A 22,910-nucleotide genomic window follows, 5' to 3' on the forward strand; every position below is an offset into this window, starting at 1 on the left:
TTGCAACGATTCATTGAGCGTGGCGCGATAGATTGGGCACTCTGGCGCGATGCTCTGCGGCAACGCGCCTGTGATGTTTGCGTCATCGGGTCTGTGTAACGCTAGCGCCATTCATGTCAGGCAGGATTTTATGGAAACGTTGATGCTTCCCCTCTCGCCGCGCTTCATCGTTTTGACGATCTGCGGCGCCGCCACCTTGCTGCTGGTCGGCATCGGCATTCACGATCCCAAGGTCATCCCTCTCGTTGTCATCCCGGTCATCGTCTTCGGCGGCCTGACCGTGCTTGGCATTCACGACGTGCTCCAGAAGGACCATGCGGTTCTGCGCAACTATCCGATCTCGGCGCATATCCGCTTCCTGCTCGAAGAAATCCGTCCGGAGATGCGGCAGTATTTCTTCGAGAGCGAAAAGGATGGCATGCCGTTCAGCCGCGACACGCGCGCGGTGGTCTATCAGCGCGCCAAGATGGTGCTCGACAAGCGTCCCTTCGGTACCCAGAAGAACGTCTACGAAGAGGGCTATGAGTGGATGCACCATTCGGTCGCGCCGCGGCCGCATGCGACTGAGCAATTCCGCATCACCATCGGCGGTCCGGATTGCCTTAAGCCCTATTCGGCCTCGGTACTGAACATCTCGGCTATGAGCTTTGGCGCACTCAGCCCCAATGCGATCCGCGCGCTGAATGCTGGCGCCAAGCGTGGTGAATTCGCGCATGACACTGGAGAAGGCGGCGTCAGTCCGTATCATCAGGAGAACGGCGGCGACCTGATCTGGGAGGTCGGCTCCGGCTATTTTGGTTGCCGCACGCGTGATGGCAACTTCGATCCCGACGCTTTCGCGAAGCTTGCCGTCAACGATCAGATCAAGATGGTCGAGCTCAAGATCAGCCAGGGCGCAAAGCCGGGCCACGGCGGCGTGTTGCCGGCGGCAAAAGTGTCGGAAGAGATCTCGCGCATCCGCGGCGTCGCCATGGGTGAGGACTGCATCTCGCCGGCCTATCACAAGGCGTTTTCAACACCGATCGAGATGATGGAGTTCATCGACAAGATGCGCCGTCTGTCCGGCGGTAAGCCCGCCGGCTTCAAGCTGTGCATCGGCCATCCCTGGGAATTCCTCGCGATCTGCAAGGCGATGCTGCAGACCGGCATCTATCCGGATTTCATTGTGGTCGATGGCAATGAAGGCGGCACGGGCGCGGCGCCGCTGGAGTTCATGGATCATCTGGGCATGCCGATGCGCGAGGGCGTCAACTTCGTGCACAATGCGCTGATCGGCATCGGCGCGCGTGACCGCATCAAGATTGGCGCCTCCGGCAAGATCGCGACGGCCTTCGATATCGCCCGCGCGATGGCGCTCGGCGCCGATTGGTGCAATTCGGCGCGGGGCTTCATGTTCGCACTGGGCTGCATCCAGTCACTGAGCTGCCACACCGATCGTTGTCCGACCGGCGTCACGACGCAGGACCCCACGCGCAATCGCGCGCTCGCCGTGCCGCAGAAGACCGATCGCGTTTACAACTATCACGAGGCGACGTTGCATGCGCTGGCTGAGCTGATCGCGGCAGCCGGGCTCGCTCATCCGCAGGATATTCGCCCGATCCATTTCTCGCATCGCGCCTCCAGCACCGACGTCCTGTCCTTCACGCGGATGTATCCGGCACTGCGCCACAACGAGCTGGTCGATGGCACCGGCGACAAGCGCTTTCGCGATGCATGGGAGATGGCGCAAGCGGGCTCGTTCCTGCCAGCAGCTCTGGAACGTTCGGCCTAGATATCGTAGCCCGGATGAGCGCAGCGATATCCGGGACCGTGCGTGTGGCGATCCCGGATATCGCTGCGCTCATCCGGGCTACAAACGGCGCAGGATGTGTCGTCAGAACTCGCCGTGCAATCGGCCCGAGAAGATCGAGACCGGCCCGCGATCCTTGTTGTAGGCAGGGTTCGCAATCAGCTGGTAGTCGGCCGTGAGGGTGAAGTTCTTGTCTATGGCATAGGCATAATAGGTTTCGAGGATGCGCTCGGTGCCGTAATTCAGCCGTCCGTCCCCGATCAGCAATCCGTTGCCGCCAGCGGCGAGGAAGTCGCGATGCGCAGCGGACAGGCCGTTGATCGCGCCGCCTAAGCCGATCGTGTCATTGGCGCGGCCCCAATGGCTGCCCTTGATCGAGACGCCGGCAGAGACGCTGCGGTCGATATCGGTGAAGGACAGGATCTCGTTCTGGCCATCGTTCCAGCTGACGCGCCCGAAGATGCCAACGTCAGTGGCAACTTGCTGCTCTCCATTCACGTAGAAACCGTATTTGTCGCTGGCGCGGCGGATCGAGGACATCACGTCGTTGATATCCAGCGTGGGATCATTGGCCTCGATCGCCAGTGCGCCGCGATAGCTGCCGGTATTGCCGCGATTGATGAAGGCACCGACGCGCAGCTTGCCGGGCTGGTCGAAGATCTGGTGACGCTCCTCGAATTCGACGACCGCGCCGCCAGTTTTGAAGGTCAGGACGTCGTTGTTAGGCTGCGCCGGCACTTGAAACAGGCCGGCTCGGATCGCCCAGTCCTTGCGGTTCAGTTCAACGATGGCGCCGCGGGTGAAGCCCGGCAGGTCGGCTGGAAAGTCGTAAGCGGCCGATGACCACATTGCCCAGTTCATGAAGTCGGCGCGCGGATCCTTGGCGTAGGAATTGCCATCGAAGAAATCACCCACCGCGAAGCGTCCGACCGTGAGCGTGATGCGGTCGATATCGCGCTTGCCTGCCAATTGATTGGCGGCGTCGGGGACGTCTTCCTGCTCGCCGCCGAGGCCAAGTGTCTGGCGGAAGTAATAGCGCTGCATCCGAAAGCGCGGAAACGGCGCGCCGCCCTTTTGCGCCTCGCCATTGGGGAAGCCGGCGAGGCCGAGCGTGGAGTTGAGGCCGAAGCCCTGCGCCAGCTCGGGATTGAGATAGAGCTCACCGCCCTGCCACAGTCGCCAGCCGAGGAACGCCGTCGTCGTAAAGGTCTCGCGCCCTTGGCCGCCGCCAGGAAGGCTGTTGGTGCCTTCATAGGGCGAGCGAATCCGCGGATAGGCGGACGCGATGAAGGTGGTTTGGGCGTGGACGTTCCAGTCTGTCGATTCCGGCAGCACAGTCTTGCCGACGATGGGGGCTGACGGCAACCATGGCGGTGTGTCCCACAGCCGATAATTCAAGCCGACTTTGACGGTGTGAATATTCGGATCAACGCTCACATTCGGCAGCCCGGCATTGCCGAGGTCATAGGTCTGCCGCATCAAATCGAGATAGGCGTATTCGGCCTTCGCGGTCCAGTTGCCGCCAACGGCAAATTCGACGCCCGCGCCGGCGGTCCAGCCGAAATGGGTGCGGGTCGCCGATGATATGAGGTCGCCGTCGGCCTCATTGAGAGTGAGTTTGGTGCGTCCCCACGCCACGCCACCGGTGACGTACGGCATCAACGCACCGAAGGCGTAGCCGATGCGGCCGCGTGCGGTCGCAAAATAGTCGAAGGTCGTATGGAAAGGCGCTGGCATCAACCGCGCTGCGTCCTGCGGACTGCTGAACGTGGCGTCGGCCTCGAAGCCCAGCACGACGTTGTTGCTGAGCTGCCTGTTGTAGCCGATCTGGTAGCCGCCGATCAGGCCGGTCGGCGAAGGCGGCAGGAAAACGCCCTGCGCGGGCAGCGGATTGCTGCCGGGACCAAAGCTGCCGCCGCCATAGCCGATGTGACCGCCGAGATAAAACCCGGTCCAGTCGTAAACCAGGCGGGGCGCTTTCAGCGCCATGCCGGGCGAAATATCGGCCGCGATCGCAGAGCCATCGAACGCCAATGCGCCCAACGCAAAACCGGCCAAAACGCGCTTCACGACAATACTCGCGATCGGTCGGGGTACTTCATGCGGCCGTCGTTTCTCGCTTTAGGTCGCCGCCGAGCGTGCGACGAACCGTTTGATATTCCACAAAAATAGTCGATTCGCCCATAACAGTGGGGGTGTCGAAGGTCGTCATGAGACAAAACGAAGCGAAATGAGCAACCCGTCGACTCCCTGACTATAATTGCAACTAATTCGCAATAGCAAGAAGCAACTGGAGAAGCATGTTTCAGTGGCAGCCGATCATGACGGTTGGATAACAGCAGCTGGCCGGGACGGCTCGAAAGGCATTTGGCGAGCGCAAAAAAATGACCCGCTCGGGGGGACGACCGAGCGGGTCTGGTGCGACACGGGGTGGATGAGGCGCCCGTGTCGGACGCAAATCCACGTCAGTCGATCAAGAGATTAGTAGTTGCAGGTCCGGACGCGGCCGACATAGTTGCCGTAGCCGTCATACTGGCGGACCCAACCGCAGCGATATCCGTAACCGTAGTAGCCGTTGTTGGCGGCAATGGCGCTGCCGACGACTGCGGCGCCGACAACACCGGCAGCGATGCCGAAGCCGATGCCCGGGCCCTTGGCCTGAGCCTGCTGGGACGATGCCATGGTGCCGGCAGCGGTGAGAGCAACGAGAGCGAAAGCAGCAATCTTGGACTTGATCGACATGGGATAACTCCATCCTGTTGAAGTGCAGCCATCGTGGCCTGCATGCCAATCAGTCGGAGCCCAAACGGATCGGGTTCGAGGCCCGGTCGAACTATTTGGTTTCAGGCAAATTCTTTTGGTTTCAGAATCGTGTCGTCATCCGCGCGGAATATGTCGTCGCGTGAATCGCGCAATCCGCGATTAACCACATCTCACGCGCCGGCATCCGGTTCGCGATCAAACGCTGTCACGTCGAAGCGATGCATGTCCGCGAGTAGTTCGCAGAATGCTTTTGCGCCGTGTGCCAGCAGTTTCTCGCCCTTGTCGGCTGATGCCTGCGTGGCGTCGCCAATAGCGCCGCTGGGATGCAGATCTTCGGCCTGCCACGCGAATGGCGCGGGCCGGCTTGCGGACAGCCAGCGATAATTCTTCTCCATTGCAATCGCCGACGATGCGAAGTTTGCGATCTTGTCGTTGCGCACATGCTGCGGATAGCGCGCCAGCATGATCGATGTTTCCACGGCGCCGCCATGAATCCCGTGACGCAATTCTTCGTCGGTGAACAGGCCATCCGGCGCACCGAACCGATTCCATCCGGTGGTGGCGACCAGCATGCCGTATTCGGCGCGCAAGTCCTGCGCCGCGAGCGTCATCGCTGCGCTGTTGCCGCCGTGACTGGTCACGATAACGAGTTTCTGAACGCCGGCGCGCGCGACGCTTTCGCCGATCGCGGTCCAGGTCTGCAATGCGATCTCGGTCGGCAGGGTCAGAGTACCGGGAAAGGCGAGATGCTCGGTTGAAATGCCCACAGGTTGAAGCGGCAGAAACGTCGCCGGAATATCGGCAGGCAGCAGGTGCTGGACCTCTGCAAGATAGGCCTCCGCAATCATGACGTCAGTGCTGAGGGGCAGATGTGGTCCGTGCTGCTCGGTCGCGGCGAGCGGCAGCACTGCAATCCAGGAGGCCGGATCGCTCTTGGCGATGTCGGGCCAGTGAATGGCAGTCCAGTCGCGGGGCGGCATGTTGGCAGTCATCGAGGTGCGTTTCTTTGGTCAATTTTGCAGGGTAGTCTGGCAGCAGATTGCTTCCTATCATGGGCCATAACGGTCGACGGAGTCCAATATGAGCCCGATATCCCTGCTGCGCGCGTTAACCATTGGCGCACTGGCCGTGATGGCCGCGCGGTCGCCCGCCACAGCGGAAACCAGGCTCGACAAGGTCAGTTTCGGGACCAACTGGGTGGCCGAGGCTGAACATGGCGGCTTCTTCCAGGCGGTCGCGGATGGCACCTACAAGAATTACGGGCTCGACGTCACCATCGTGCCGGGCGGGCCGAACGTGAACAACCGCATCCTGTTGATCTCGGGCAAGCTCGATTTCTTTATGAGCGCGAACACGCTGCAATCCTTCGATGCCGTCGCCAATAATGTGCCGGTGGTCGCTGTCGCCGCGATTTTCCAGAAGGACCCGCAGGTCTTTCTGGCGCATCCCAATCCCAAGGTGACCAAGCTCGAAGACCTCAAGCCGATGACGCTGCTGATCTCGAAGGAGGGCGTCGCCGGCTATTTCCAATGGATGCGATCCGAACTCGGTTTCAGCGCGTCCAAGGTCAAGCCTTACACCTATAATGCGCAGCCTTTCATCGTCGACAAGAACAGCGCTATGCAAGGCTATGTCACGTCCGAGCCGTTCGTGGTCGAGAAGCAGGCCAATTTCAAGCCAACCGTGATGCTGCTCGCGGATTACGGTTTCGATGGCTATTCGACATTGATCGAAACGCGCCGCGAATGGGTCGACAAGAAGCCGGACCTTGTCCAGCGTTTCGTCGATGCCTCGATGATTGGCTGGTACAACTATCTCTATGGCGACAACAAAGCCGCCAATGAGGTCATCAAGAAGCTCAACCCGGAAATGACCGATGACCTGCTGGCCTATTCCATCGCCAAGATGAAGGAATACGGTATCGTCGACTCAGGTGACACGCTGAAGGACGGCATCGGCGCCATGAGCGAAGCACGTGTTGCCAGCTTCTTCGACAAGATGTCACGCGCAGGTGTGGTCAAGCGCGACATCGACTATCGCAAGGCCTATACGCTGCAGTTCATCAACAAGGGTGTCGGTCTCGATCTCCGGCCGAAGAAGTAGCCCGGCAGATGGTCGAACCTGCCTTGTCGTCGAGCGATGCCCCCACCGCCGTCCGCCTGCGCGGTGTCACGAAGGTCTATGACAACGGCACCGTGGCGCTGGGGCCGCTTGATCTCGACATTCGCAAGGGCGAGTTCGTCTCGCTGTTGGGCTCGTCCGGCTGCGGCAAATCCACCGCGCTGCGCCTGATTGCAGGCCTGATCGCGCCGTCTGCCGGCACTTTGGATGTGGCCGCACACAGGAGCAGTCACGCTATTGGCTTCGTATTCCAGGAGCCGACGCTGATGCCATGGAGCACGATCCGGGAAAATGTGCGACTGCCGCTGAAGCTGGCACATATGCCGGATGCGCAGCAGACGGCGCGGGTGGATGAGGTGCTCGCACAGGTCGGTCTCGCGGACTTTGCCGAAGCCTATCCGCGCGAATTGTCGGGTGGCATGAAGATGCGGGCGTCGCTGGCCCGCGCGCTGGTGACCGAGCCGGATATCCTGCTGATGGACGAGCCCTTTGCGGCGCTCGACGAGATCACGCGCTTCCGGCTCAATAACGATTTGCTGACGTTGTGGCGCGAACTCGGCAAGACGGTCATCTTCGTCACCCATTCGGTGTTCGAGTCGGTTTATCTGTCGCAGCGCGTTGTGGTGATGACGTCGAGGCCAGGTCGCGTCAGCGCCGAATGCCATATCGAATCCGCCGAGCCGCGTGACGACGCGTTCCGCACCTCGATGGCCTATGCTGGCTATTGCCGCGATGTCTCGCAGGCGCTGATGCAGGCCAGTGACGAGATGGCCAATGACACAAAGGCGCGGGCATGAAAGGGCTGGAGCCACTGCCCACGGTCGATCGCGGTTCGGCAATGCCCGGCAGCAGCATGCCGTGGCAGCGCATCCTCTGGCCCGTCGTCGTGTTTATTGGGGGCATCGTGCTGTGGGATCTTGTCGTTCGGATCGGCGAAATCCCGCCCTATCTGTTGCCCGGCCCCTTGCTCGTCTTTCAGACGTTGATCGCCGATTGGTCGATCCTGTCTGAATCCCTCGGCGTGACGCTTCTGACCGCGCTCGAAGGTTTCATTGCCGCAGCTGTCGGCGGCATCGCATTGGCGCTGTTGTTCAACCAGTCCAAATGGCTGGAATATTCGCTGCTGCCCTATGCCATCGTGCTGCAGGTGACACCCGTCATCGCCATTGCGCCCTTGATGCTGATCTATCTACCGCAGCAGACGGCTGTCGTCGTCTGCGCCTGGATCGTCGCGTTCTTTCCGGTGCTGGCCAATACGACGCTCGGCCTCAATTCGGTGGATCGCAATCTGGCCGGTCTGTTTCAGCTCTACCGCGCATCGCGTTGGCAGGTGCTGCGCTATCTGAAGCTTCCGGCGGCACTGCCGTTCATTCTTGGTGGATTGCGCATTGCGGGCGGATTGTCGCTGATCGGCGCGGTGGCGGCGGAAATCGCTGCAGGTGCGGCGGGTGCTGGTTCAGGCCTCGCCTATCGCATTTCGGAATCCAGCTATCGCCTCAATATTCCCCGAATGTTCGCTGCGTTATTGTTGCTGTCCGTTGCGGGGATTGTGATTTATATGCTGCTCGCGCTGGTATCCCACGGATTGTTGCGGCGCTGGCATGAGAGTGCACTGCGAAAGGAAAAATAATGGGGACGGGAATCTCTTCGGACAAAATCGACCTGCTGATCTATGGACCGACGAAGCCGCTGATCAATAACGGTTTCTCGGATCAGTTCGTATTGCATAAATATGAAACCCAGCACGATCTCGAACGGCTGCCGGCGGGCGTCGCCGAGAAAATCCGTGGCATTGCCGTGACCGGCCTGGTGCCAACCAACAGCGCCGTGCTGGCGAAATATCCCAAGGTCGAGATCATCTCCTCGTTCGGCGTCGGCTACGACCACATCGACGCGAAATATGCCGCCGAGAACAACATTCTCGTCACCAACACGCCGGACGTGCTGACCGAGGAAGTCGCCGATACGGCGCTCGGCCTGTTCATTGCGACTGCCCGCGAATTCATCAAGGCGGACAAATATGTCCGTTCGGGCCTGTGGCTGACGCAGCCTTATCCGCTCACGGTCGGCTCGCTGCGCGACCGCAAGGTCGGCATGGTGGGCATGGGCCGGATCGGTCAGGCCATCGCGCGCCGTCTCGACGCGTCGCTGGTGCCGGTGGTTTATCACTCCCGCAACCCCGCCGCTGGCGTCTCGCACAAGCATTATCCGAACCTGATCGAGATGGCGAAGGCGGTGGATACGCTGATCGTCATCACACCGGGCGGACCGTCGACGGCCAACCTGGTCAATGCGGAAGTCATGCAGGCGCTCGGTCCGCGCGGTATCATCATCAATATCGCACGCGGTTCGGTGATCGACGAGCCCGCACTGATTGCGGCGCTCAAATCGGGCACCATTCTGGCCGCGGGCCTCGACGTGTTTGCGCAGGAGCCCAAAGTGCCGGACGAGCTGAAGTCGATGCAGAACGTCGTGCTGTTGCCGCATGTCGGCTCGGCGTCGGTGGTGACGCGCAACGCGATGGATCAGCTTGTGGTCGACAACCTCAAACTCTGGTTCGCCGGCAAGGCGCCGACGACGCCGATTGCGGAAACGCCGATAAAGGGACGCTGATCGTGAGACTCGCGTCGGGGCGCTGTCGATATTTTGCGCTGGCAGTTGCCGGCGCGATGCTCGCCGGCGCCCCGGCGCGAGCCCAGGATGCTGCCACCCTTCGGAAAAACATGATCGGGCAGTGGGAGCTCTCCACCACCGAGCGCAGCAAGACCTGCGTGGTGACGCTGAAGAACGACACGTCGCCACAGGGGCTGAAGCTCGAACTCGAACCGGATTGCGCGAAGGCGCTGCCTTTCACCAAGGATATCGCAGCCTGGAACATCAAGGGGCTCGATATCGTTCGGCTGCAGAATCCGACGGGCGAAGCCGTGATCGATTTCACCGAGGTCGAGAGCGGCATCTTTGAAGGCATTCGTACCGGCGAAGGCGTCTATATCCTGCAGAATCTCGCTGCAGCCCGCTCGCTGACCAAGTCGATGGACCAGATGATCGGCGACTGGTCCATGGTGCGCGGCAGCGGCCGCGTGGTCTGCGGTTTGACGCTGACCAATACCGAGACGACCCAGGATAATTTCGCCGTCTTCCTGAAGCCGCGCTGTGAACCCCTGGTGGCGAATTTCAATCCCAAACAGTGGCGCCTCGAACGGGGCGAATTGCTGATGATGTCGGCATCGGGCGAGACTTGGCATTTCGAAGCCGACGACAACGCTCAGTGGCGCCGCGTGCCGGATAGTGCCGACCCGCTCATCCTGCTGCGGCAGTAGGAGGTCGCTCCGCGCCCGCTTTTGCGGGGACGACGAGGAGAGGTCGTTGCCTGGATTGCGCGCTACGCATCAATCCGTCTGGTTCAAATCAGCTTCTTCGAACCTATTTCCGTTGTGAATGACCAAGATGAAATGGTTCAAACCCGATTGGAGGGTGAGATGAAATTTTTCGCCTTGGCTTTTTCGTGCCTTTTATTTTTCTCAATGCCTGCCAGTGCAAATGACGCTGACACCTTTAATGCAATGGTCGCATTGGCGAACAAGGGAGATGCAGAGGCGCAATATCACGTGGGCATGATGTATAATAATGGCATCGGCACTCAACAGGATCGCGGGCAGGCCTTTGAGTGGTTTCAAAAATCGGCTGCGTTGAACGACCCGTTGGGAGCCTATAAGCTTGGTTGTTACTATGACGGGCAAGGCGCAGGCATCGTGGAGTCTGACTCGGATCAAGCTTTGAAATATGAGCTCGTTTCTGCCGAAGCCGGCTACGCGCTTGCGCAGCACGATGTCGCTAATCTGTACGACAGGCGAGGAAATTCAGAAGAAGCGCTCAAATGGTGGAAAAGGGCGGGCGATCAGGGATATCCCGGTGCACTCTTTGGTTTGTCCCGTTTGTATTCTGCCGGAAAAGGAACGCCAAAGGATCTGTCTTTGTCGTATGCGTATTTCAAGCTCTCGAAGCTGGCGCCCGCGAAAAATGTGAATGAGATGGCTGCACTGTTGTCCGAACAAGAACTCAGGAACGCAGAAAAACTGGTGTCCGAATGGAAGCCGCGGACAACTGCTTTAACACTCAAGGCAAAGAGTGGTATTCGAGCAGCAGAAGAGTACGTCAAAACCACCAAGAACTAAGTGTTCTGATTGGCCTTAGATCAGCTTCAGGCCCTTCAAACTCGCATGCCCATGTTTGCCGACGATGATGTGATCATGCACCGCGATGCCGAGCGGTGCGGCAACATCGATCACCGCCTTGGTCATCTGCACATCGGCCTGCGACGGTGTCGGGTCGCCGGAAGGATGATTGTGCACCACTCTAGCTTATAAATTATGTATTTGAAAATGTTATGCAATTTTGAAATTCTAAATCCGCAGGGGTAGGTTTTTGGGATCGGAGGTTTTGCCGACCCCTCCATCTATCATCGTTGATCCCCCCCTCTCCTTCCGAGTCGTTTTGACGCACGGCACTTCACGATATTCGTCTGATCCCAAATCTCAAGTTGGTTGACCGGATAGAGAACCGACTTGCCCACCTTCACGTAAGCGGGACCAATTCTCATGGATCGCCAGTTTCGCAGTGTACCAATGCTAACTGTGCCTCGATAGCGTTCAGCGACCTCTTCGGGTGTGAGATACGTCTGATCGATCATGTTGAATGTCCTCCATTAACGTGTTGACACATTAATGAACACTCGGTCACGTCCGCCAGGGAAGGGGGTAAATGTCGTAGTAGGGAGAAGGGCTAGCGTAGGTTAAAAAACGGAGGGTTTGCCGTCTCTCGGCAGCGCTAACCAGCGTTGCAACGCACTTCTTCATTAGGCAGACGGCTTTGCTTTCAGGCTCATAACCTGAAGGCTTCCTAGCCGAGACTGTGTTCAACGGCTCATTTTCTGGACATTCGATCTAGCCACTGAGTTACTTAGTGGCTAGATCGACCCTCAGGCCTGCCAATCGCCGACCATCTCGACGTAACAGTAGCCGCTGACCTTCTCGTTGCGCACGGTGCCGCTGACCGAGCTAGCGCCTTCATAGCGCGCGTGCATGCCCCTGACCTCTTGCTCACGCGGCTTCGCAACCACCTGAAGATCCATGTCGAGCGCACGCACTTTCACCCGCCATCTGGTCGGGAAGCGGGAGCCGGACTGCGGGCTGACCCAGTAGTCACAGGCGTCGTCGACGAGCGGGACCAACTCGGCAACCCTATGCTTGCCGCTTTCGTCAATCACAGTCACCCATGCGTCTGACTTGCCGTCCAGGCCAGCGGCATCCCAAAGGCTGATCCGCCAACCGTTGCTGAGGTTGAGGTCCATCCAAGTCCACTTGCCGCGCGGCGGGCCAAGCGGTTGCTTTTGCCATTGCCGGTCGAACCAACTCATACCCGAGGCCGGGAATTCACGACCATCCACGAGCAGACGGCCTGTCGTTTCCAGCGTCGGGATGGAGTACTGGTAGACGTCCATGCCCAGCATGTCGAACCGCGCCGTCCCCTTATTGTAGAGCGGATGACCGACGGCCCTAAGGGTCACATCGATGCTGGCGCCCTTGATCTGTGCACGAATACGCAATTCGTCCAGCGTTCCCGAAATCAAACTGTTCGGCGTTCTGACAAGCAGCCGATCCGAGCTGGCTTTCGCGCGAAAAATCGAGTGAAAGCCATGCTGCACGCCATACCAGCCTGTAGTCTCATCGGTGATGCTTACCGCGCTGTCCACGCCAACAGTGATCCCCCGGATGCTGAGTGCGAACAGGTGGACCAAGTAGTTGAGCGTATGTCCCTGAGACTCGAAGTGGCCGATAGCAAACCACGAGTTGAGCGTGTATCCGGGTTTGTGTGCCAGATCAGCGACGATGTCGACGCTTGTTGGAATGGCACCCGTCTGCGTAGCCAGATTTGCTGTAAGGAGCGGTACGGTCACATGCTTACCTTTCTGCTTCACGTGCTGGGCGAGCGGCTCCGAGCCCCGCTTGGCGGCGCTGCAAAGCAGTTGCTCCGGTAAAATGATCTTTATGCCGAAATATGTAATATGCATATAATTTGGAGTCGGTGGCGTCAACTAAAAATGTGTATAATGCACATTATTCTGGCGATTATGCAGGCGGGATGAACGAGGCGAAGCCTGAGTTGTAACATCAGCGCCGAGTCTGGCGGCGCTCAGCGCTGCCGAACCTTCAGACCGGGGCGCCACGCTTATTGGCCTTGTCGGCGAGATTGTCGTGGATACCCGTGCCTCAGAACTGCATTGCGTCCCTCGGTCGCGAAGCCAATGCGAGTCTATTGCGGCGGCGGGCCCGCATCGAGGCGATCTTCTCGGCACCGGTCGGCAAATTGCCGTTGGTCAGCACCCTGTCGGGAGCGCGAGTGCAGGACACGATGGCTAAGGCCAGCCATTTTGGTCTCGCGATAGAAAGGCGAGGGACGCGCCGCCGGAAAACATTTCAGGAGACTTTACATAGCTGCATATCATAGGTACCTATGATGAACTTTGTTCAAGCCTTGGATTGTCAAATGGATGAAAGATCTAGTTCGCAGGTGATCGTCGTTGGCGCGGGCCCCACGGGCCTGATGCTGGCCGCCGAGTTGAGTTTGGGAGGTGCCGATGTCACGGTGATCGAACAGCGCTCCACGGGCACTTTTGGCGAGTCACGCGCTCCCGGCATCAATGCTCGCACAATGGAGATATTCGGCCAGCGAAATTTGGCCCAACGATTTCTCGAGCGGGGACGCCAACTTCCAGCCGTGCTGTTTTCGGGTCTTCCCATGATGCCGAAAGAGGTGGATCCGGACTGGCCGGATGCTCTTATCCTGCCGCAGTCTGAAACCGAACGGATATTGGGAGAACGCGTCGAGGAGCTTGGGGTGCCCATCAGATGGTCGACGGAGCTTTTGCACCTTGCTCAGGACACGTTCGGCGTGGATCTCATCGTCGACGATGGGGGCGAGGCGAGAGCGCTGAGGGCACAGTATGTTGTCGGATGTGACGGTGGTCATAGCGCCGTGCGGCGAATCTGCGGGTTGGCCTTCCCTGGAGATGACCCAGTTTCCCACTGGATCGTCGCCGATGTTCAGCTTGGTAATCCTCCCAACGAACGTGAATCGTTTGGGCGGAATACACGGATCGGAACCTACCAAGTCTCGCGCGCGGAGCCAGATTGGTATCGCGTCAGCTTGATGAAACTCGCCGCTCCGAACGATCGGAACGCGCCGGTCACGTTGGACGAGTTACGTCAAGCTATGCTCGAAGGTCTCGGTACCGACTACGGCTTGCTCAAGGCTCGTTGGATGTCGAGGTTCGCGGATGGTTGCAGACAGGTAGATCAGTACCGTCACGGACGAGTCTTCCTCGCGGGAGATGCCGCGCATACGCACTCGCCAATTGGCGGCCAAGGCCTCAATCTCGGGATCCAGGACGCGGTGAATTTGGGTTGGAAACTCGGTGCAGTTGTAGCTGGCGCGTCGGCCGAGCCTTTGCTCGATACATATCATCAGGAGCGCCATCCGGTCGCGGAGCGGGTGCTGGAGTTGGCGAGAGCGCAGACGGCGCTCATCAAGCCTGGACATCAGATCGACGCATTGCGCAACGTCGTTGGAATGTGGCTCGACATACCGGAAGTGATGCGTGGGATGGCAGGGACGTTGAGCGGTCTTGCGCTCCGGTATCCATGGGGCGCGGATCTGCATCCCCTCGTAGGACGACGCATGCCGAATCTTTCCCTGCTTACGGACCATGGGAAGCAGGATACATTTACGCTGATGCACTCAGCGCGCCCGCTTTTGCTGAGTTTTAATCAAACGAAGGGAACAGTCGTACCAGACCGCTGGATCTCGGCGGTCGACCACTTCGAAGTCAGCCCCGACGTCGACGGCAACTCGCTGAACTGGCACCTTCCTGTGCTTGGCTCAATTCCAGCATTGGCGGCGGCATTCGTTCGGCCGGACGGCTACGTCGCTTGGGTTGAGGCAGAGGGCGAGCCATCAACTAGCGCCTCACTGGCTGATGCGATGGAGAGGTGGTTGGGCTGATGAGCGAACGGGCGAATATTGGAGATGGGAAGGCGGCGGCAGGCACACTATGGACGACATAGATCCCAGACAGTCGCCATCCTTTTATATCAAGCGGGTGGCGCAGGAACTGACGCGCTTGGCAGAAGCTGAGCTACGGCCTCTTAACTTGGGGATGGGAAGCCTCCCCGTGTTAACAGCGCTGAAGACCGGCGAGGCTTCTACACAGGCAGATCTCGCGAGGTTGCTCCACGTTGAACAACCTTCCATGGCCCAAACGCTTGCGCGACTTGAACGAGACGGTTTCATAACTCGAACTCCGCTTAGTTCGAATAGACGCATACAGCGAATTGACCTGACGCCCGCAGCTCACGAGATTTTGCCACAGAGTAAACATTTACTTCAGAAAGGCAACAACCGTTCCCTTGCGGGATTTTCGCCGGAGGACGTCAATGTTTTACTATCTTTTCTTAGGCGGATGTATGCAAACATTCGAGACGATGATCGAAGCTGAGGTAAGTGTCGTGTCGTAGTGTCGGCCGAGCAGGTCTGATCTCCAAGCTCGGCGACTGCGGGTTAATTCGGTCCGCGAAAACCTGCAGATGTCTCATCACACTCTTTCGGAAGCAGACTTTTTGGGGAACATAGAGAGTAGCCCAACCGCGCCCAATCCAGTCAGTGCGATGGCGGTGAGGGCCACGGCCCAGCCTATGAAGTTTTGCTGCTGGATCAAAAGCCCACCCGCGATGGGCGCTATGATATTGATGAGGGAGGCAAGCGACTGAGCCATCCCCATCGCAACGCCCTGCGAGGTGGGCGGCACCGCAAGGCTTAGCGCTGCGAAGAGTGTGGGTCTTGCCAGCCCTACGCCGGAGGCGATCGCAAGAACTCCAACTGCCAGCCCAGGGATCGTATTGCCGAAACCGATGAGGACGAAACCGGACGCAAGCAAGGCGAACGAAGCTACGGCGACCGTCCTCTCGTGGAAAGTCGAGCCAATGGCGCGCATCACCACAATCTGAATCAGAATGTTTGTTGCGCCGGCGGCAGTGAATAGGAGCCCGATTTCTGTCGGGCCAAAGGATTCGCCGCCCCAATGGTATCGCGCTTGAAGCACAAGAGCGAGTTGCGAACTGAACAAGCTGAACGCCATATACAACAAAGCGATTGCGGTCAGAAGCGCCTTCACATTTGGCAGCTTAACTAGGTCGCTGATCTCACGAAAGAATCTTTTCGATGGCAACGGGGTAATGGCTGCCCCCACGACGTCAGCTTGTTCGTCGAAATGCGATTGAGCTGCCGACGGTTGCCCCGTCCCAAAGACGCGGCTCCAGACCCGGGCGCCGGACGAAGTGCGAACGTCAGCAGGGAGGAGAGCGCAGGTCAATACGATGCTGGCACAAGAGACGGCCGCAGCTAGCCAAAAAGGCACGGCGGGTCCGATTGGAGCGAGCATGCCACCAAGGGCCGGCCCAATCATGGTGCCTAAACCCATCGCCGCGCTCACGACGCCGATAGCTTGGCGCCGTTTTCCGGGTTCGCTCCGATCCGAGACGTAAGCGATGGCGATCGCAACGTTGCCCGCGGACAAACCGTCCACGATGCGTCCGGCAAAAACAATGGGAAGACTATGCGCTGAGGCGAGGATAAGAAAGCTCGCGCATGTGCCGATTTGGCTGATCAGTAGAAGACGCTTGCGGCCGTATCGGTCAGACGCCTTCCCCAGGATCGGCCCTGCAAACAGTTCGCAGATGGCGAAGCTTGCGATCAATAGACCGATCATGAGCGGAGTGGCACCAAACTCCTGCGCATAAAATGGCAGGAGGGGCAAGATAAGGCCAGCACTGGCGGTGTCCACGACGACGACCGCGAAAATCGGCAGCAGGACAGTCCTTGTCTCTGTCGGACTCCGTGCATCAGTTTCGTTTGTCATCCTGAGTCTACCTCTATGTGCATTATGCACATAGTTGGCAGAGGCGAGGCCGTGTCAATGATAAAAGTGTATGATGCACATTATTTGACTACGCTATCGCATTCTTCGGATGGACTGCCGTAGTCTCACCGAACAACAATTGGTCGCAATGACGTCACGTCTGGCTGCCGAATGAGAATTTACGAGAACCCGGCGAGCGACAGCGACCCGCGGTGAGGAAGCCATTGGTGCACTGGCTAATGCCACAGCATCAGCGAAAAATCGGCGTGTTCTTCCACAAGGTTCCTGAAGTGATCCGATCGTATCCGAGCTTGTACACCGCTTGCATATAACTGCCATCAAGCGGATTGAGCATCGAATAGGGAACTTGAGCTTCGATCGATCCTACTTGCAAACGTGCCCCAGTTCGACTGGCGTAGTTGTAAAGAGCAGTCAATTCGCTCTGTGCTTGGGACTTAAGGAAAGTCGAGTAAGCTCTCCCGAGAGCGGATACCGTTCTGTTCGGCGTGACGTTAAACTCCGGTATGAGTGCGTTGTTGACGATGACGTAGAGATTGATTTGTAGTCGGATGGACGTTTTTGCAGGATGGGCGCTTGCGGTGAGGAGCGGGGGAGTCAGGATCTGCGAGGTCGAGCCTCCATCCGAGTGCATTTCCTGGAAATGTCGGCCATTGGACGCGGCTTGGATCATAACGGGCGGGTAGACGCCCGGAACACTTGAAGAAGCAACGATGACATCTCGAAACAGATTCAGCGCATCGGGGTTTCCGCTTGCAGCGATGGCGCCCATGTTCCAGATCACGCCGCGTTGAGTATCTAGGTTCGTCGTGAGGACGAACAGTCGGCGGCCCTTGCGATGCTCGACAGCAATTTCGTTGAGGACATCTGGCGTGATGAATTGATCGACGAGTCTCTTCAGCGGCCCGGATTTGAGCAGACTCGATCCGAACACTCCGAACGGACCATTGATCGCGACGAGGTCTTGAGCGACGCCGCCGGTATAAAGATGCACCAATGTGTCGTCGTAGGCGGTGCCGAGAAACGCGTATGGCGCGATCAGTGCACCCGTGCTGACGCCGGTTACGACATCAAAGTGTGGGCGTGTTTTCGAGGCAGTCCAGCCCGCGAGGACGCCGACACCGAAAGCGCCTCCGGCGCCCCCGCCGGAAATCATCAGGATGTTTTGCTGATCGGACTGCGCTGTAAGTGCCCAGTCGCGATGCTTCGTGAGGGTTTCGTTGCGGGACGCAAACCGCTGGGCGCGGATCTCGCCATAACCGACAACGAACGCATTATTGGCCTCTTGCGCATCGGAAGCGCGCTCCAACGTCTGGGTGCATCCCGACAGGATCATTGCAACGAAAAGGAGAAACGTGACTGTGCAGACTGAACGGCGGATCGTTCCTAGAGCAATTCTGGGAGACATCAAGCCCGCCAAGGAGCGCGAGATATATTGGGCAGCAGAAGCCGTAGCTATGTCGGGCGAGGGCAGGATATCAGCCTTGGCGCACTCAATCGGAATTTGGCTTGTCACTGAATGCGCCCCGCCAGCAGAGTTCGATCGTTTTCGCTGGGCAGATGCCGGATGATCTTGCATTGCCGAGGGTTCACCGGCGGGACGTCTCTTGCCGTCGCCCTCAGTCATCGGCGTTTCGAGGCATTTGATCGTTGGAACGGCTCGCTCCTGCTACTACCTCAGGGTCGGTCTGCGGAAGTCGCGTCCAGGCGATTGTCCCTGCGATTGCAACGAACGCGAGAATCCCGCCCGTCCAAACCCCGTACAGCGCCTGACCAATGAGAAAGCCGGCCAGAACGGGAGACATGACATCCGTCATAGCAATCAGTGCCTGGGTCGTTCCGATGACGATGCCCTGCCGTTCCTGCGGGGCATGGACGGAAAGCGCCGAGAAGAAGGTGGGGCGGGCCAAAGCGTCACCGGCACTTACGCAAAGGATGGCAAAGACGAGAACCGGAAGCGTCATCGCAAAGCCGACAGTGATGTAGCCGATGGCCACAATGGCGCATATGAGAACGATCAGCCGACGTTCCGTGAAGTACCGCCCGAGCCATTGCAGCAGGAACAACTGGACGATGATGTTGATAGCACCGTCCGCGGCCAAGATGTAACCGAGTTCGCGAGGTCCGAATGAATTGCCCTCACTGACAAAGGTTGCCTGGAGGTAATTGGCGATCTGAGAGCTATACATGCCATAGGCAAAGAAGTAGCAGAGAAGTACGATCACAAGTACGCGGATCAAAGGAGAACTGACGATCGATCTGAATGAGACCTTACCGAGGGAAGCCTCGTTTGGAGCCGACTCATCGAAGCGGTGGGACGCCGCATAACTGCCCTTGATCCAGATAGCTGTCACGGCGAGGCTGGCCGCCGACAGCGCCATAGCGGCGTAAATTGGAACGGTCAGCGAGATTCCGGACAGATAGCCTGACAGGCTCGCTCCGACGATGCCACCGAGCCCGACACCGGCATGTAGAATGCCGATTGCCTGGCGGCGGTTGGCCGGGAAACTGTGGTCTGCGGCGTAGGCGGCAGCAGCGGTGAAAGTCCCTGCTGTGAAGCCGAACAATATGCGCGCCAGCAGGACCGGGAACACGGCCTTTGCTAGAGCGAGCAGTAGGAGGCTGGTGAAAGCAGCCGCCTGAGTTGACAGCAGGATCTTCTTTCGTCCCAAGCGGTCAGAAAGCTGACCGACAAGAGGCGCCGCCACAAACTGCGTGAGAGCTTCCGTGGCTATCACAATACCGAAGATGAGCGGCGTTCCGCCCATTTCTTTGAGGTAGAAAGGCAGGATTGGCAAAACGGCGGCAGCACTTGCTGCGTAGAGACTGACGACCAGGAAGACCGGCAGCATCACTCGCCAATCAAGTCTTGGCGTTGCCTTATCGTTCCCTACTATTGATGCGCCGACGTTCATCTCGCGACTCCTTGCTGTTGACCGGACATGCGTCGCGGATGACCAAATTCGCTGCGCAGGGATTTGTCATCACCTGATCAATGTGTAGTATGCACATAACGACGATAGATGAAGGTCGTCAACAGAAAAGTGCATAATACACATTTATGTTGACGTTATTTTCCATCCCTTATATGTGCATCGTGCACGCAATGGATGAGGGAAGCGCTATGAAGGCTTTGGTTGTTCAAAAAATCGGGCAGTCGCCGATTTATATGGATTTTGCCGATCCGATCGTCGGACCGGACGAGGTGCGGGTCGCCGTGAAGGCCGCTGCGATGAGCCAGTTGGTCAAGAGCCGGGCCTCGGGTGGCCATTACAGCTCGTCGAGGATGCTCCCGTTTGTCGCGGGCATTGACGGGGTAGGCCTGCTGGATGATGGCCGCAGAGTTTATTTTGTCCTGCCGCGGCCCCCCTTCGGCAGCATGGCCGAACGGACCGTCGTCTCCGCAGCCCAATGCCTTCCCTTACCGCCCGAACTTGACGACCTGACGGCCGCGGCAATCGCCAACCCCGGCATGTCGTCCTGGGTCGCCTATGCGGAGCGCGCGAACCTCAAGGCTGGCGAGACTGTTCTCGTTAACGGCGCTACCGGGACCGCAGGGAGGCTCGCCGTTCAGATCGCCAAGCATATGGGCGCAGCAAAGGTCATTGCGACCGGCCGCGATCAAGCAGCTCTTCGCGACGTTGCTGCACTGGGCGCTGATGTGACCATTCCACTGGTCGCAGATGGAGACGCGCTTGAGCAAAGGTTCATCGAACAATTCGCAGAGAGAATCGACGTGGTCGTGGACTATCTTTGGGGGCCTAGCGCAGAGCGCCTGCTGATCGCGGGTGCCAAGGCCGGGCCGGATGCAATCCCGATCCGCTTCGTTCAGATCGGCTCCGTCAGCGGCGCGGATATCACGCTGCCTAGCGCCGTTCTGAGATCATCTCCAATTGAACTCATGGGCAGCGGCCATGGTAGCATTTCGCTTGAGCGTCATCTCGGCGCGGTGACAGCCTTGTTGCGAGCGGTGCTGCCTGGAAACTTCAAGATCGCATTCAAGTCGGCCGCTCTTTCGGGCGGGAGCCAGGCGTGGAATGCGGACGACAGCAAGAACCGCACTGTATTCACTGTCTGACGGCCGAGTCCGACTGAGCGCGTAGGCAAGCGTTGAGCGTAGCGAAATGAGGCACTCGTGCCAGAGCTGGCTGCACCCTATCCGTCAGCCCTCTCGCGTCATTTTCAACGTTCGAGAACTGGCTCGGCACCCATGCTGTCGGCGAGCATCCGCATGACCCGCAGTAGCTCGTCGAAGTCTTCGCGCGTCCAATCCTGAAACAGGGTCAGCACCATTTTTTCCCGCGCGACATCGACTGCATCGGTCGCAGCCTTCCCTCGCGGTGTAATGACCGCCTCGCGCACTCGCTTGTCAGTCGCGCCTGAGCGGCGCTCGACGAGGCCGAGCGCCTCCAGACGTGCAACCTGGCGACTGACCGTGGTGTAGTCGCGCCCAACCCCGTCGGAGAGTTCGACAACGCCGATCGGTCCCCGCCGCTCGATCGACACGAGAAGAGGAAACAGCGCACGCTCCAGCGTAAGGCCGGCCATTTCCAGCAATTGCGCATCCCGCTCAGGGCGGTTCATGAGCCCGGCAATGTCAATGAGCGACCGGTGCAACTCGGGCAGTGACTTCTTGATATGTGCATTTTGCACTTTTTTTATTGACACGCCTAAGCCTCCTGATGATATGTGCATCATACACATTGGAGGCGGTAATGGAAGATGAAAACACTACGGCGGTGCTGATCTGCGGTGCCGGCGCCGCCGGTCTGACACTGGCTATCGACCTGGCGCGGCGCGGCGTGCCGTTCCGCCTGATCGAGAAGATGGCTCAGCCATTTTCAGGTTCGCGCGGCAAGGGCATTCAGCCACGAACCCAGGAAGTCTTCGAGGACCTCGGTATCATCGACCGGATCGTCGCGGCAGGCGGCACCTATCCGCGGATGCGCGAGTATCGGAATGATGGCACCTATGTCGAAAAGGATATGGCCGAGCAGGACGATCCAACGCCGGCAGAGCCCTATCAAATCGCGCTGATGGTTCCGCAGTTTCTGACGGAACGGGTGCTGCGCGATCGGCTGGCGGAGTTTGGTCGAGAGGTCGAATTCGGATGCGAACTGATCGGCTTCGAGCAGGGCGAGGAAGGCGTTACGGCGCACCTGGTGGGACCAGCCGGCGAAGAGATCGTGCGCAGCCGTTACCTCGTCGGAGCTGACGGCGGCCGAAGCTTTGTGCGGGGTGCCCTCGGTGTAGATTTCCCCGGGAAGACGCTCGGTGTGAGGGCAGTAGTGGCGGACGTGGCGCTGACCGGCCTCGACCGCGGGGCCTGGCATCAGTTCAACGACGGCGACATGGAGCGTATGGTCTCGATCTGCCCGCTCGCCGGAACCGATCTGTTCCAGATCCAGGCGCCCGTGCCGCTGGACGGTGAAGTCGACCTCTCGGCCGAAGGGATCGAGCGAGTGATCGCCGAGCGAACCGCGTGCAATGACGTGAAGGTTCAATCGGTGACCTGGGCGTCGGCTTATTTCATGAATGCCCGGCTTGCCGATCGCTACCGGGTCGGCCACGCGCTCCTCGTCGGCGACGCCGCCCACATCCATCCGCCCACTGGCGGCCAGGGCCTCAATACCAGCGTGCAGGACGCCTACAATTTGGGCTGGAAGCTGGCGGCAGTGCTCAATGGTGCTTCGGAACGTCTGCTTGACAGCTATGAAAACGAGCGGCGGCCGATCGCCCAAGCGATGTTAGGGCTTGCGACCGGCCTTCTCGAGGCCGCAAAACGAGGAGAGATGCGGCGCGGTCGTGAGGTGCGCCAGCTCGACATAGGGTATCCCCAGTCGCCGCTTGCGCTTGATCCTTCCGGTCGCGTCGGCACCCTGCTTGCAGGAGATCGGGCGCCTGACGCACCGCTTCGTGGCGCGGCCGGATGTTCCCGACGCCTCTTCGAGCTGTTCAGCGGCTCGCACTGGACGCTCATCGGTTTCGAGACAGAGCGCGATATTATCGAGCCGCGACGTGGGTTGCACATTCACAGGGTCGGAGCCGGCTGCGAGCTACAGGACGTGGGTAGTCATTTCCGCGATGCGTACAAATTGGCATCCGGCGAATGGGTGCTGGTCCGACCTGACGGCTATGTCGCCGCGATAGTGACCGCAGACGAGGCTGCCGCACTACAAACGTTCTTCACGGAGGTGGGACTAACAGGCACCGACGGCTTCCCGTACTGAGCTGATCCGCGATGCG

At 59.1% G+C, this 22,910-nt stretch carries 20 protein-coding genes and 1 pseudogene; 11 read left to right on the plus strand and 10 right to left on the minus strand.

The window, feature by feature from the left end; translation table 11 throughout:
* The first annotated feature begins 130 nt into the window (after positions 1-130).
* The gene (locus AB8B02_RS27585; RefSeq protein ID WP_439065714.1) at positions 131-1,771 is read left to right on the plus strand and encodes an FMN-binding glutamate synthase family protein; all 1,641 of its coding nucleotides are present in this window, start codon (positions 131-133) and stop codon (positions 1,769-1,771) included.
* Positions 1,772-1,873: 102 nt separating this feature from the next.
* Here AB8B02_RS27585 and AB8B02_RS27590 read toward each other — a convergent pair whose 3' ends face one another.
* The 3 genes from AB8B02_RS27590 to AB8B02_RS27600 form a co-directional block, all read right to left on the minus strand.
* Positions 1,874-3,859 carry a carbohydrate porin gene (locus tag AB8B02_RS27590; RefSeq protein WP_439065715.1) on the minus strand — a complete coding sequence of 662 codons (1,986 nt, stop codon included), beginning with the start codon at positions 3,857-3,859 and terminating at the stop codon, positions 1,874-1,876.
* A gap of 411 nt (positions 3,860-4,270) precedes the next feature.
* Positions 4,271-4,531, minus strand: coding sequence for a hypothetical protein (locus tag AB8B02_RS27595; protein WP_068733822.1), 261 nt, complete (start codon positions 4,529-4,531; stop codon positions 4,271-4,273).
* A 191-nt stretch (positions 4,532-4,722) separates the two neighbouring features.
* A complete protein-coding gene (locus AB8B02_RS27600; protein ID WP_439065716.1) occupies positions 4,723-5,544 on the minus strand; it encodes a creatininase family protein in 822 nt (273 codons plus the stop codon).
* Between the two features lie 88 nt (positions 5,545-5,632).
* On the opposite strand from AB8B02_RS27600, the gene AB8B02_RS27605 reads away from it, so the two are divergent.
* The 6 genes from AB8B02_RS27605 (at position 5,633) to AB8B02_RS27630 (ending at position 10,848) form a co-directional block, all read left to right on the plus strand.
* The gene (locus tag AB8B02_RS27605; RefSeq protein WP_439065717.1) at positions 5,633-6,655 is read left to right on the plus strand and encodes an ABC transporter substrate-binding protein; all 1,023 of its coding nucleotides are present in this window, start codon (positions 5,633-5,635) and stop codon (positions 6,653-6,655) included.
* 8 nt (positions 6,656-6,663) lie between these two features.
* Complete coding sequence (locus AB8B02_RS27610) at positions 6,664-7,470, plus strand: ABC transporter ATP-binding protein (protein WP_439065718.1); 807 nt, start codon at positions 6,664-6,666, stop codon at positions 7,468-7,470.
* A gap of 56 nt (positions 7,471-7,526) precedes the next feature.
* Complete coding sequence (locus AB8B02_RS27615) at positions 7,527-8,303, plus strand: ABC transporter permease (RefSeq protein ID WP_439065951.1); 777 nt, start codon at positions 7,527-7,529, stop codon at positions 8,301-8,303.
* Positions 8,303-9,286 carry a 2-hydroxyacid dehydrogenase gene (locus AB8B02_RS27620; RefSeq protein WP_089266316.1) on the plus strand — a complete coding sequence of 328 codons (984 nt, stop codon included), beginning with the start codon at positions 8,303-8,305 and terminating at the stop codon, positions 9,284-9,286. Before AB8B02_RS27615 ends, AB8B02_RS27620 begins: the two co-directional genes overlap by 1 nt.
* A 56-nt stretch (positions 9,287-9,342) precedes the next feature.
* The gene (locus AB8B02_RS27625; protein ID WP_439065952.1) at positions 9,343-9,993 is read left to right on the plus strand and encodes an AprI/Inh family metalloprotease inhibitor; all 651 of its coding nucleotides are present in this window, start codon (positions 9,343-9,345) and stop codon (positions 9,991-9,993) included.
* Positions 9,994-10,152: 159 nt separating this feature from the next.
* Entirely contained in the window at positions 10,153-10,848 is a 696-nt protein-coding gene (locus tag AB8B02_RS27630) for a tetratricopeptide repeat protein (protein ID WP_439065719.1), read from the plus strand.
* A gap of 15 nt (positions 10,849-10,863) precedes the next feature.
* On the opposite strand, the pseudogene AB8B02_RS27635 reads toward AB8B02_RS27630, so the two are convergent.
* The 3 genes and pseudogenes from AB8B02_RS27635 to AB8B02_RS27645 form a co-directional block, all read right to left on the minus strand.
* Positions 10,864-11,028 (minus strand): annotated as a pseudogene (locus AB8B02_RS27635) (JAB domain-containing protein); the annotation flags it as partial.
* Between the two features lie 104 nt (positions 11,029-11,132).
* On the minus strand, positions 11,133-11,363 hold the full coding sequence (locus AB8B02_RS27640) for a DNA-binding protein (RefSeq protein ID WP_439065720.1): 231 nt from the start codon (positions 11,361-11,363) through the stop codon (positions 11,133-11,135).
* Positions 11,364-11,651: 288 nt separating this feature from the next.
* Positions 11,652-12,743, minus strand: a complete 1,092-nt coding sequence (locus AB8B02_RS27645; RefSeq protein WP_439065721.1) for a lipocalin family protein — start codon at positions 12,741-12,743, stop codon at positions 11,652-11,654.
* A 476-nt stretch (positions 12,744-13,219) separates the two neighbouring features.
* On the opposite strand from AB8B02_RS27645, the gene AB8B02_RS27650 reads away from it, so the two are divergent.
* Together AB8B02_RS27650 and AB8B02_RS27655 are read left to right on the plus strand one after the other, a co-directional pair.
* The gene (locus AB8B02_RS27650; protein WP_439065722.1) at positions 13,220-14,734 is read left to right on the plus strand and encodes an FAD-dependent monooxygenase; all 1,515 of its coding nucleotides are present in this window, start codon (positions 13,220-13,222) and stop codon (positions 14,732-14,734) included.
* Between the two features lie 154 nt (positions 14,735-14,888).
* Complete coding sequence (locus tag AB8B02_RS27655; protein WP_394083845.1) at positions 14,889-15,227, plus strand: MarR family winged helix-turn-helix transcriptional regulator; 339 nt, start codon at positions 14,889-14,891, stop codon at positions 15,225-15,227.
* A 96-nt stretch (positions 15,228-15,323) separates the two neighbouring features.
* On the opposite strand, the gene AB8B02_RS27660 is transcribed toward AB8B02_RS27655, so the two are convergent.
* The 3 genes from AB8B02_RS27660 to AB8B02_RS27670 all read right to left on the minus strand — a co-directional run bounded on the left by AB8B02_RS27660 (position 15,324) and on the right by AB8B02_RS27670 (position 19,579).
* Entirely contained in the window at positions 15,324-16,646 is a 1,323-nt protein-coding gene (locus AB8B02_RS27660) for an MFS transporter (protein ID WP_439065723.1), read from the minus strand.
* A gap of 250 nt (positions 16,647-16,896) precedes the next feature.
* Positions 16,897-18,072: a patatin-like phospholipase family protein gene (locus tag AB8B02_RS27665; RefSeq protein WP_439065953.1), complete on the minus strand. Its 1,176-nt coding sequence runs from the start codon at positions 18,070-18,072 to the stop codon at positions 16,897-16,899.
* Between the two features lie 211 nt (positions 18,073-18,283).
* On the minus strand, positions 18,284-19,579 hold the full coding sequence (locus tag AB8B02_RS27670; protein ID WP_439065724.1) for an MFS transporter: 1,296 nt from the start codon (positions 19,577-19,579) through the stop codon (positions 18,284-18,286).
* 209 nt (positions 19,580-19,788) lie between these two features.
* Here AB8B02_RS27670 and AB8B02_RS27675 point away from each other — a divergent pair, with 209 nt between their 5' ends.
* Positions 19,789-20,742 carry a quinone oxidoreductase family protein gene (locus AB8B02_RS27675; protein ID WP_394083145.1) on the plus strand — a complete coding sequence of 318 codons (954 nt, stop codon included), beginning with the start codon at positions 19,789-19,791 and terminating at the stop codon, positions 20,740-20,742.
* 104 nt (positions 20,743-20,846) lie between these two features.
* On the opposite strand, the gene AB8B02_RS27680 is transcribed toward AB8B02_RS27675, so the two are convergent.
* A complete protein-coding gene (locus tag AB8B02_RS27680) occupies positions 20,847-21,362 on the minus strand; it encodes a MarR family winged helix-turn-helix transcriptional regulator (RefSeq protein WP_439065725.1) in 516 nt (171 codons plus the stop codon).
* 17 nt (positions 21,363-21,379) lie between these two features.
* Here AB8B02_RS27680 and AB8B02_RS27685 point away from each other — a divergent pair, with 17 nt between their 5' ends.
* Positions 21,380-22,894 carry an FAD-dependent oxidoreductase gene (locus AB8B02_RS27685; RefSeq protein WP_439065726.1) on the plus strand — a complete coding sequence of 505 codons (1,515 nt, stop codon included), beginning with the start codon at positions 21,380-21,382 and terminating at the stop codon, positions 22,892-22,894.
* Positions 22,895-22,910: the final 16 nt, after the last annotated feature.

It is taken from the genome of Tardiphaga sp. 862_B3_N4_1 (assembly GCF_051811085.1).
Taxonomy (GTDB): Bacteria; Pseudomonadota; Alphaproteobacteria; order Rhizobiales; family Xanthobacteraceae; genus Tardiphaga; species Tardiphaga robiniae.

Excerpts from the sequence above, each read along its gene's own strand:
- AB8B02_RS27655 (WP_394083845.1), top strand. The coding sequence starts at position 14,889 with ATGGGAAGCCTCCCCGTGTTAACAGCGCTGAAGACCGGCGAGGCTTCT.
- AB8B02_RS27610 (WP_439065718.1), top strand. The coding sequence starts at position 6,664 with ATGGTCGAACCTGCCTTGTCGTCGAGCGATGCCCCCACCGCCGTCCGC.
- AB8B02_RS27685 (WP_439065726.1), top strand. The coding sequence starts at position 21,380 with ATGGAAGATGAAAACACTACGGCGGTGCTGATCTGCGGTGCCGGCGCC.
- AB8B02_RS27605 (WP_439065717.1), top strand. The coding sequence starts at position 5,633 with ATGAGCCCGATATCCCTGCTGCGCGCGTTAACCATTGGCGCACTGGCC.
- AB8B02_RS27645 (WP_439065721.1), bottom strand. The coding sequence starts at position 12,743 with ATGCATATTACATATTTCGGCATAAAGATCATTTTACCGGAGCAACTG.
- AB8B02_RS27650 (WP_439065722.1), top strand. The coding sequence starts at position 13,220 with ATGGATGAAAGATCTAGTTCGCAGGTGATCGTCGTTGGCGCGGGCCCC.
- AB8B02_RS27660 (WP_439065723.1), bottom strand. The coding sequence starts at position 16,646 with ATGACAAACGAAACTGATGCACGGAGTCCGACAGAGACAAGGACTGTC.
- AB8B02_RS27615 (WP_439065951.1), top strand. The coding sequence starts at position 7,527 with ATGCCGTGGCAGCGCATCCTCTGGCCCGTCGTCGTGTTTATTGGGGGC.
- AB8B02_RS27630 (WP_439065719.1), top strand. The coding sequence starts at position 10,153 with ATGAAATTTTTCGCCTTGGCTTTTTCGTGCCTTTTATTTTTCTCAATG.
- AB8B02_RS27600 (WP_439065716.1), bottom strand. The coding sequence starts at position 5,544 with ATGACTGCCAACATGCCGCCCCGCGACTGGACTGCCATTCACTGGCCC.
- AB8B02_RS27665 (WP_439065953.1), bottom strand. The coding sequence starts at position 18,072 with ATGTCTCCCAGAATTGCTCTAGGAACGATCCGCCGTTCAGTCTGCACA.
- AB8B02_RS27620 (WP_089266316.1), top strand. The coding sequence starts at position 8,303 with ATGGGGACGGGAATCTCTTCGGACAAAATCGACCTGCTGATCTATGGA.
- AB8B02_RS27585 (WP_439065714.1), top strand. The coding sequence starts at position 131 with ATGGAAACGTTGATGCTTCCCCTCTCGCCGCGCTTCATCGTTTTGACG.
- AB8B02_RS27680 (WP_439065725.1), bottom strand. The coding sequence starts at position 21,362 with ATGATGCACATATCATCAGGAGGCTTAGGCGTGTCAATAAAAAAAGTG.
- AB8B02_RS27670 (WP_439065724.1), bottom strand. The coding sequence starts at position 19,579 with ATGAACGTCGGCGCATCAATAGTAGGGAACGATAAGGCAACGCCAAGA.
- AB8B02_RS27640 (WP_439065720.1), bottom strand. The coding sequence starts at position 11,363 with ATGATCGATCAGACGTATCTCACACCCGAAGAGGTCGCTGAACGCTAT.
- AB8B02_RS27595 (WP_068733822.1), bottom strand. The coding sequence starts at position 4,531 with ATGTCGATCAAGTCCAAGATTGCTGCTTTCGCTCTCGTTGCTCTCACC.
- AB8B02_RS27675 (WP_394083145.1), top strand. The coding sequence starts at position 19,789 with ATGAAGGCTTTGGTTGTTCAAAAAATCGGGCAGTCGCCGATTTATATG.
- AB8B02_RS27625 (WP_439065952.1), top strand. The coding sequence starts at position 9,343 with ATGCTCGCCGGCGCCCCGGCGCGAGCCCAGGATGCTGCCACCCTTCGG.